Origin of the sequence: Intrasporangium sp. (genome assembly GCF_036566125.1) — a bacterium.
GTDB lineage: Bacteria > Actinomycetota > Actinomycetes > Actinomycetales > Dermatophilaceae > Intrasporangium.
On the sequence record NZ_DATCWX010000182.1, the window covers coordinates 1 to 9,012 of the forward strand.

Consider the following 9,012-nt stretch of genomic DNA (forward strand, 5'->3'; position numbering starts at 1 on the left):
GCTGGAGGGTGCGCCCGTCGTCCAGAGCTGATCGCTTCAGCGGTCGCGTTCCACCATGTAGGTGACGAGCTCGCGGATGAAGCGCCGAGCCGGGGAGTCCGGGGCGGCGGCGAACGCCTCCTCGAACGCCACACCGGCCGCCCGAGCGATGCCCCGGGCGAACTCATCTGCGAAGGCGACGCTCCCATGGTCGTCCATCATGGCCAGCACGTGTTCGGCGACGTCACCCGAGCGCTGGGCCGGGTCGAGGGCGAGGTAGCCGACCACCTGCTTGCGGTCGTGCGGGTTGGCCGCCGCCAGGAGGTGGATGAGCATCAGGGTGCGCTTCCCCTCGCGGAGGTCGCCGAGCGCCTCCTTGCCGTACAGGGCCTGCGACCCCGTGAGGTTGAGCACGTCGTCCCGGATCTGGAAGGCGGCACCGAGGAAGAACCCGAACCGGAGCATGGGCTCGAGGTCCAGCGCACCCCTGGAACCGATCAGCGCGCCGACCCGCAGCGGCAGGAGGGTCGTGTACCAGCACGTCTTCTTCATGATGAGCTCGAGGTAGTCGTCCGGCGTGAGGTCGGTCCGCCGATCACGCTGCCACCCGAGCTCGCAGGCCTGGCCGTCGACGGTCTGCCGCGCCATGAAGTCGAACTCGGACCAGACCCTGGCGGCGAGACGCCGTCCGATCGCGCGCTCGTTGTCCCGCAGCGCACTGAGCGCCACCACCGCAAGGCCGTCGCCTGCGTTGATCGCCAGCGCGCGTCCGTACTTCTGGTGAAGGGTGGGCTCGCCGCGCCGGAGGTCGCTGTCATCCTCGACGTCGTCGTGGACGAGGAATGCCGTGTGGAGCAGCTCGATCGCGGCGGCCGAGGGCAGGGCGGCCCCGACCTCACCGCCGAACGCACTGCACGTGGCCAGGCACAGGGCAGGTCGCAGCCCCTTCCCTCCCCGGTGGAGATACTCGGAGGCCGGGACGCGGAGGTACGGCGAGAACCCACCTTCGGGCAGGTAGGACGCCGCGACGATGCGTGCCTGGGACGCGTAGGTCTCGAGCTGCTCGAGGAACTGGGGACTCGCCCCGCTCACGGCTCCCCGTCCAACGGCAGGACCTGAAGCAACAGTGCGATCGCCTCCTGCGGCGCCGCAGAAAGGACGACGAGGCCGTGGTAGTGACCCGGCGCCTGCCCGGCTGGCACGGCCACGTGGACACTCACCTCTCGATGGCTCATCGCGGCCACGAGGTCGACGTTCGCGGGTGTGAGGGTCAGTGCCTCGGCCGGTATGACTGCTCCCGACGACGAGGTGAGCGCAGTCGCGTGGAGCTCCACTGATCGCACGGGCGTGTCTGTTGCGTTGTGAAGCCACAGTGCGGCCAACGAGGTGGTGCCTCCAGCTGCCGCGGGAAGGACCACCGTCTGCGGTGCGCGTCCACCGGGATCCGGTCGGAGGCCCTCGAGGAGCAGGGCCGTCATCGTGTCGAACGACGTCAGGCCCGCCTCGGCCAACCGGATGGCACCATCGAGCAACGCGTCGCCGGCGGGTCCTCGCGCACCCGTGTCAGGCGCGAGAAGGCCGGCGCCAGCGATGGCCCGGTCGACGATCTCGGTGTAGCGCTTCACCACGGAGGCGGCGGAGAGGAAGCCGAAGCGCTGGACATCGCCGACGAGGTGTGCCACGTGGGACGCAGCATCAAGCGTCCGGCTCACGCGACGACCTCCTCGGCAGGAGCCGGCCCACAGGTTCCGGACAGGATGGCTCTCGCCGCGAGCACTCCGGACCGGGTCGCAGCCTCGACGCACCCGGCGTCGAGCCCGCAGGCCGTCCAGTCGCCCGCTACCGCAAGGTTCGTGAAGCCGGTCCGGTCGGGTGCGATCCGGTGTCTCCCTGAGCCGGGCAGCGACTGGACGTACCGATCGGAGGGATCGAGGTTTGCCCTCAGGTACTGGGCGTCGAGCCGCGCCGCGCCGGTGCGCCCCCGGTCGTCCCACAGCGCTTCCCACCGAAAGCCATCCGGGCCCGAGGCCGCCGGCCACAGGGCGCCGGACTCCTCGTCGAGGAAGCGGATCAGGTCCTCACGCACGTGCTGACCGGCCGAGGCGGGGTCGTCGTCGGACATTGCCCCGCACAGGTAGGCCAGGCCGCGTGGTCCGTCGTGCTCGGGCCATCCCTCACGGGTTAGGAGGTGAGACATCGACGCCCAGGTGTCGAAGCTGTTGCCCAACCCGGTCAGAGTCACCCCGGGCCGACCATCCCAGCCGAGCTCCGCCTCCGTCCGGCGGAACCACAGCTGCGCGGCGCGAGTGCCCACCGTCGTGACGTGGTCGACCATCCGCTGCCAGGCGGGGTCGGCCGCGAGCAGCTCGCCGGCGACATGGGGGATCATGCCCAGGGAGGTTGCGAGCACTGCCACGTCGAAGTCCTCGCCGGCGGCGAGGGTCTCGATGGGCCGGCCGTCGTCTCGTGCCCAGTGCGACTCGGCGAGGATCCCGGGATCGTGGTCGAGCTGGTCGGCGAGGGGCCGATCGGGCCAGCACGGCAGGCCTCCGTGGCTCACCAGCGGGTCGTATGCGTATCGCCCGTCGGTCAACTCCGCTTGCCGGACGAGCTCGATCGACCCGATCGACCGGTCATCCGCCAGGCGCATCCGCGAGAGCCGCCGGAAGAACCTGAACTCGACGCCGCGCCGGACGAGCGCTTGGTACAGGGGGGCGAAGACGACCTCACCCATCCCGGCTCGCATCTTCCAGAAGATCGATCCCTTGTAGTCGAAGAGCATCCGGTTGGCGAGCTGCAGTCCCAGTCCCGCGGCAAACCGCGGGCGTGACCGGTCACCGCGCTCATAAGCGAAGGTGAGGTCGTACATGCCTCGGACGATGGGCGAGTCGAGCGTCTCTCGGGCCGCACCATGCAGGGCGAGCCACTCGCGGTAGTCCAGGTGGTCGATCCGCTCGTATCCAGTCCCGGACAGCAGTCCGTCGACGGCCATGCCCTGGAGATTCGACGCGACGAGGTCGATCAGCTGCCAGGTCCGGCGGGCCGCCGGATTCGCCTTGACCGCCATGCGAAGGTCGTCCCGCCAGTTCTGGAGCACGGTCGCGACCGCATCCACGACGGGAGCACGGAGCTCCGGTTCGGCCACGAAGCGGCCGGCGCGATCGAGCAGCACGACGAGCCCGGCAGCGGTGGTGAGCCTTCCGGCGCGGACGAGAGGGTGAATCGCCGATGTTTGCGATCTCGGCACCGCGGACGTGCTCAGATAGACGCCCGCCCTGGCCGGCTCCGGTGCGACCGCTGTGTGGAAGTCCGCGAGCAGCCGCAGCACTCGCGCAGCGACACCGAGCGGCTCCGGCGTCCGATCCTCGGCACCCGGCTCGCCCGGCAGGTCCGAGTTGCCTGAGAACGTCGTCACGAAGTGACTCCAGGTGGTGCCGTCATGGTCGGCGAGGCCCACGTCACCGCTGGGCGAGAACGCGTCACGCCAGTCCCGGATCGGACAACCGGGGTCGGTCACGGTGCGGTCGAGCTCGGCATACACCTCCCGAAGCAGCCGGAAGGTCGCGTCGTAGTAGCCGAGGAGGACATGGAGCCCGTGTTCCTCGATGCGACCGTGGAGGCCGCGGCTGCTCGCACCCTTCCCGCCGAGGCGCCAGCCGCGCTGGTACACGGTGATGGAGTCCAGCTCGTTCTGCCACTTCCCCGAGCTCAGCTCCCAGGCGGTGGTGAGGCCCGCCATACCGCCCCCGAGGATGACCACCCGCCGCCCGGCCATGTCAGTCGGCGAGCAGGGCATCGGCGGCCACGCTCTCGGCCGACCTGAACGAGGGCGGCAGGCCCTGCCTCGCCCGGTCGAGCGTGGCTCGCCAGTCGATGGGTCGACGGTGCTCTGGCAGCCGGGCCAGCTCCAGCGCGGCGCGAAGGTAGGAGACCTTCGCCCCTTGCTCGACCGCCACGTCGACGGCGCCCTGGAGGTCTGCCACGACATCGTCAGGATCCGCACCGCGGCTCAGCGCGAAGCCGGCACGCTGCCGGAGCAGCTCGGGAAGGTGGAGGTACTCACCGCTCTTGTGCACGGCCTCGACGGCTTCGTCGATGAGCTCGCTGGCGCGGTCGAGGTCACCGGCCTGCGCATTGAGGCGGGCGAGGTGGGCGAGCATTGACCCAAGGAACGCCTCGTGACCCATGAGGCGCAGCGTGGCCACCGTCTGCTCGAGGTAGTCGCGGTCGGGCTCGCCTCCGGGAACGGCCGTGGCAACGTAGGCGGAGCCGAGCATCATCCAGTAGGCGTAGCCGTGCTGCTGCCCCACGTGCACGACCTCCGCCCCCAGCTGCCGTGCCCCGACGTCGTCGCCGAGAAACTGCCGGATCCAGGCGGCGTAGGTCTTGACGAAGCCGAGCGTGAACGGGCCCCGTGGAAACCCAAGCCCCTCTGCCCGCTCGACCGCCTGCTCCTCCCAACGCATCGCCGATTCGAGGTCACCTTGGAGCGCGTCAAGGCATGCCAAGCCGATCGCGGATGCAGCCATGGGATCGTTGGGCAGCGGCCAGTACGGAGAGACGACAGCGTCATCCGGGCGTCCCTCATATCCCGCCATCGATCGCTCGAGATAGGTCCGTGCCGCATCGATGTTTCCCTGGTACAGCTCCACGTATCCCGCGCACTCCTCCACCTCGGGGTCGAACCACGCGAAGGCCGGCTGACGGATCATGCCCATGAGGCGCTCGATGAGCATGCGAGCTGTCGGCACGTCGCCGTTCGTCAGGCGATAGCCGTAGATCCCGATGACCGACGGCAGCACCTCCGGTCGGCTGCCCAGCGCCGTCGTCAGTGCCTCGGCCCGGGTGTGGTCGGCCTCTACCTCCGGAGCCGCGTAGCCACGCATCGAGCTGATGCTCAGGACGCGCAGCATCCGGGCGCCGAGCTCGGCGAGGTCCCGGTCCTCGGACTCCGGGAGGCTCTCATAGAGCTCGAGTGCGCGTGTGACGAGCCTGGCGGCCTCCGTGTGGGCTCCCCTGGCCTGCTCACCCTGGGCAGCTGCGACGTAGAGCGCGGCGGCCCGCTCCCCCATTCCGGCCAGGTCGAGGTGGGCGGCGATGAGCGCGGGCTCGGCGCCCTCCGCTGCCATGGCTTCCGCCACGCGGGCGTGGGTCTCGCGTCGAACGTCGAGCACTTGGGTCTCGTATGCCGCGTCACGCATGAGTGCGTGCCTGAAGCGATACCTCCCGGACGCGGGGTCGCCGCGCTCGATGATCCCCTGGTCGGCGAGCAGCTCCAGCTGCTCGGCGACGAGGGCATCGTCGTGCATCACCGCCGACACGAGCCCGGCGAGGAAGGTCGGGCCCACCGTCGCGGCGACCTGCACGACGCGCAGGTCCACGCCGGGGGCCCGGAAACGCCAGGTGAACAGCTCCTGCAGGCGCAATGGCATCGGCTCGGCTCGGTCCTCGGCGAGACACGACCGCGTCAGCTCTTCGATGAAGAGCGGTATCCCGTCGGCCTGGGCGATGATCGACTCGCACCGGTCATCCGAAAGGTCCTGCCCTGCAACCAGGTTCGTGACGAGACTCATCGCTTCATTCGCATCAAGATGGTCGAGTTGGATGACGTCGACAGCCTCCGTCCAGGGCACGAGGTGCGCGTCACGAGTGGTGGCGACCGTGAGCAGCCCGCTCGGCGCCGCGGCCACCAGGCGACCGAGAAGGGCGAGCGTGGACGGGTCGGCCCAGTGGAGGTCCTCGACGACGAGGAGGTGAGGCGTGCGCCCAGCGACGGCGGAGAGCCACTCGACGACGTGGGTCAGGGTCTCATCGAGGAAGGCGATCGGGTCCAGCTCCGGCCTCGGGTACTCGGGCGAGGCCGGCACCCCGACGAGGGCTGAGAGGAACGGGACGCTGCGGCCGGGATCCAGGCCCAGATCGACCACGTGCGCAACGAGCGCGTGCAGCTTGCGGTCCGGCCCTCCTGAGAGGCCGAGGGCCCGCTCCAGCATCTGCGCGATCGGCCACAGGGACACGTTGGCGTAGTAGGGCAGGCAACCCGCTCCGAGTACCCGCCCGGCGCTGGCCTCGACCCGGTCCAGGACCTCGGCAACCAGGCGGGACTTGCCGATTCCCGCCTCGCCGACGACGAGAAACGAGGCGCCGGGCCGCACTCCGACCTGATCCGTCCGGATCGACTGCCAGGCCTCGAGCATCGTCCCCCGGGGCTCGTCCCGTCCGACCAGCCCGGACCTGCGATAGCGTTCGGCCGCAAAACGCGCGGCCGCGAACCGGGGGCCTTCGACGGCGAAGACCTCGACGGGCCGGCTGATGCCCTTGAACTCGTACTCCCCTCGGGACTGCAGATAGAAGTCCGTGTCCACCAGCTGCTGAGTGACGTCGCTGATCACCACCGTGCCCGGCTCGGCCGTGGCCTGGATCCGTGCGGCGAGGTTCGGGGTGATGCCGACGACGGAGTCTCGCTCGGCCACGCTCGCGTCGTTTCGGAAGTCGGTGACGACGACCCGCCCGGTGTGGATCCCCACCCGCACCTCCGCAGACGCGCCGACGCGCCGCTCCATCTCGGCCCGTCCGTCCCGCATCGCCACCCCGAGGTCGAGGCCAGCGAGGACGGCCCGCCGGGCGTCGTCCTCGTGCGGCTCCGGGTACCCGAAGCCCGCGAGAACGCCGTCCCCCGAGAACTGGATCAGCTGCCCGCTGTAGCGCTCCACCGCCTCACGGGCGGCCGCGCGGTAGAAGGAGAACAGGTCGCGAAGCTGCTCGGGCTCCACGCGCTCGGAGAGCAACGTCGAGCCGACCAGGTCGGAGAACAGGAGGGTCATCAGGGCTCGCTCGCCCGACGGTGCTCGTTGGCGAGCGGCGATCTGCCGCAGGATCGTCCCCGCACGCTCGTTGTCCGGGTCGACCGCGCGCACCTCCTCGGCGGTCGCCCGGGCCGGCTCGAGATCACCGGCCGCGAGCGAGGCCTCGGCTGCGGTGAGGAGCCGTTCGAGCAGCCGCGTGAACCGCGAGTCCTCGGGGGCCGCGAGATCAGTCACTCGTCACGCCCCAGCGGCCCTGGAGACGTAGAGCTGGATCGGGGTGGACATTGTCCCGTCCGCCCTCGTCAGCTCGCCCACGTAGAGCCCCGCAGCCGCCGTGGGGTCGGTGACCTCGAGGCGGACGCCGTACTGCCGCTCTGCGACCTGCTCGACGCTGACGCGGATCGCGCCGGCGCGGATCATCGCACCACCGGCCTCGATGGCGACGAGGTCGGAGACCTGGAGACGCTCCGACGGGCCGAGCCCAGGAATCTGGATGATCGTGCCCTCGGCGACGCCGGCAGGTGGGCCAGCGGGTGCGCCCGACGTCATCGTCCGCGCTGCCCCGCGACCCCGATCGGGCGGAACGCCCGGGGGCATGAAACCAGCGTCGATCCCCTCGCGCGAGACCTCCTCCAGCGTGCTCATGCCGTGTGTCCAGGCCTGGGCCCAGTCCTTCGCGAGCCTGGACCAGAGCTTCCGCTCGTCGTCGAGGCACTCGGCCGCGGAAACCCCCCTCGTGCTGACCCGCGTTGTCACGTCCTCGAACAGGTCGACATAGGCTCGTGCCGAGTCACCGAGGAAGTCGACCCACGCATCGAAGGTCTCTCCCAGCGGAGAGCGTCCTGAGGGGCCGTAACCCCCTCTCGAGGAGGAGCCCGGGCTCGCGGACGTCCTGGTACCGCCTTCGGCTGCAGCACGAACGAAGTCGGTCCACGACGGACAGACCCATCCGGCCACGGTGTCCCAGACGTCGAGCCGGAAGCCGACGATCTTGAGAGCCTTGACCGTGAGGTCACCCCCGGAGTTGGTGACGAGGAGGAATCCCCGATCCACGTCGATCTCGTTGTCGAGGCTGAGACTGAGGTCGTACGTCATCCCGGCTGCGTCATTCCCCTGGCGCCAGAAGTCGCAATGGAGCAGCGTGTTGACCCGCTGGAGAAGCTGGACCTCCTCGTGGAAGACGCCGTGCCAGTGCGGGGCTCCGGGCGGACCCAGCGCTACCGGTTCGGCAGCGTCCACCACCGTCATGCGCTTGAAGAGCATCGGCCCGCGCTGGGGCCAGCTGCGGGGGTCGATCCACTCCGCCACCGTCTCGAATGGTGCGTCGGTCTGGAACTCCGCATAGATCGACGTCGCCTCGAGCCCACCCACCCGGACCGTGCGCACCGTGCACACGTCTTCCCCGACGAGGGCGGCCTCATGGTGCTCCAGGGCCCGGCCGGTTTCCGACTGGTAGAAGGGGACGCGATCTCGCACCGTCTGCTCGAGATCCTTCAGGAGGGTCCCCGGGTCGATGGGCTTGCCGTTCTTGATCCTGACCTGGTCCACCGACCTGGCCAGCTCCAGGTAGGCCTCCTCGTCGTCCGCGCGGCCGGGGAATCCACCACGGGCCAAGTCGGCGAGGACTCCCAGTCGTGCGGACGCGGGGATCTGGTCGGCCGGGGCGGCGGCAACCGCGCGCAGCGCTTCGCCGGTGGACAGCCGGTGAAACCCGGGGATGAGACCGGGGTCGCTCTCAGCAAGACGTCCTGCCTGGGCGTGCAGGCTGAGGAGCGCGTCGTAGGCCGGATCCCGGACGTCGTTCTTGCCACTGGAGCGCGGAGTACGCTTGGCCATTTTGACCCGCCTAGCTATCACGCCACCGGCCCGGGTGAACCGGTGACTTCGGTGTATGGCGCCTACCGGAAGTGTAAGGAAGGCGACATGCCCTGTCCCGGAAAACGCCACAGGCTCATGCGCCAGCGGTACGCGCCCAGCACCGCTCCCGGCACGGAGCAGCCGCGACGTCAGGTCAGGATCGTCGAGAGAGCCCGAGCCGCTCGCTCGAGCTGCGGTCCGGCAGACGCGGGGTCGATCGGCTCGAGTGCGACCACACCGACGGAGGCCTCGACGACATGGTCCGGCTGACCCGTCTCGATCAGCGGCAGGATGGGAACGGCGAGCCCGTGGGCCCCTGGCTGGATCTCACCAACGCTGACGACGAGGTCGCCGGAGCCGGCCCGACCGG

5 protein-coding genes and 1 pseudogene are annotated in these 9,012 nt (G+C 70.0%); all 6 read right to left on the reverse strand.

What is annotated here, in order from left to right:
- Positions 1–36: 36 nt before the first annotated feature.
- The gene (locus VIR15_RS10835) at positions 37–1,071 is read right to left on the reverse strand and encodes a polyprenyl synthetase family protein (RefSeq protein WP_331927488.1); all 1,035 of its coding nucleotides are present in this window, start codon (positions 1,069–1,071) and stop codon (positions 37–39) included.
- Positions 1,068–1,691 (reverse strand): hypothetical protein, encoded by a 624-nt coding sequence (locus VIR15_RS10840; protein WP_331927489.1) that lies wholly within the window; start codon positions 1,689–1,691, stop codon positions 1,068–1,070. Before VIR15_RS10840 ends, VIR15_RS10835 begins: the two co-directional genes overlap by 4 nt.
- Complete coding sequence (locus tag VIR15_RS10845) at positions 1,688–3,775, reverse strand: FAD-dependent oxidoreductase (protein WP_331927490.1); 2,088 nt, start codon at positions 3,773–3,775, stop codon at positions 1,688–1,690. The genes VIR15_RS10840 and VIR15_RS10845 overlap by 4 nt, the downstream gene beginning before the upstream one ends.
- Positions 3,756–7,019 (reverse strand): ATP-binding protein, encoded by a 3,264-nt coding sequence (locus VIR15_RS10850; protein ID WP_331927491.1) that lies wholly within the window; start codon positions 7,017–7,019, stop codon positions 3,756–3,758. The genes VIR15_RS10845 and VIR15_RS10850 overlap by 20 nt, the downstream gene beginning before the upstream one ends.
- A gap of 3 nt (positions 7,020–7,022) precedes the next feature.
- Complete coding sequence (locus VIR15_RS10855) at positions 7,023–8,621, reverse strand: hypothetical protein (protein WP_331927492.1); 1,599 nt, start codon at positions 8,619–8,621, stop codon at positions 7,023–7,025.
- 170 nt (positions 8,622–8,791) lie between these two features.
- Positions 8,792–9,012 (reverse strand): annotated as a pseudogene (locus tag VIR15_RS10860) (IclR family transcriptional regulator); the annotation flags it as partial.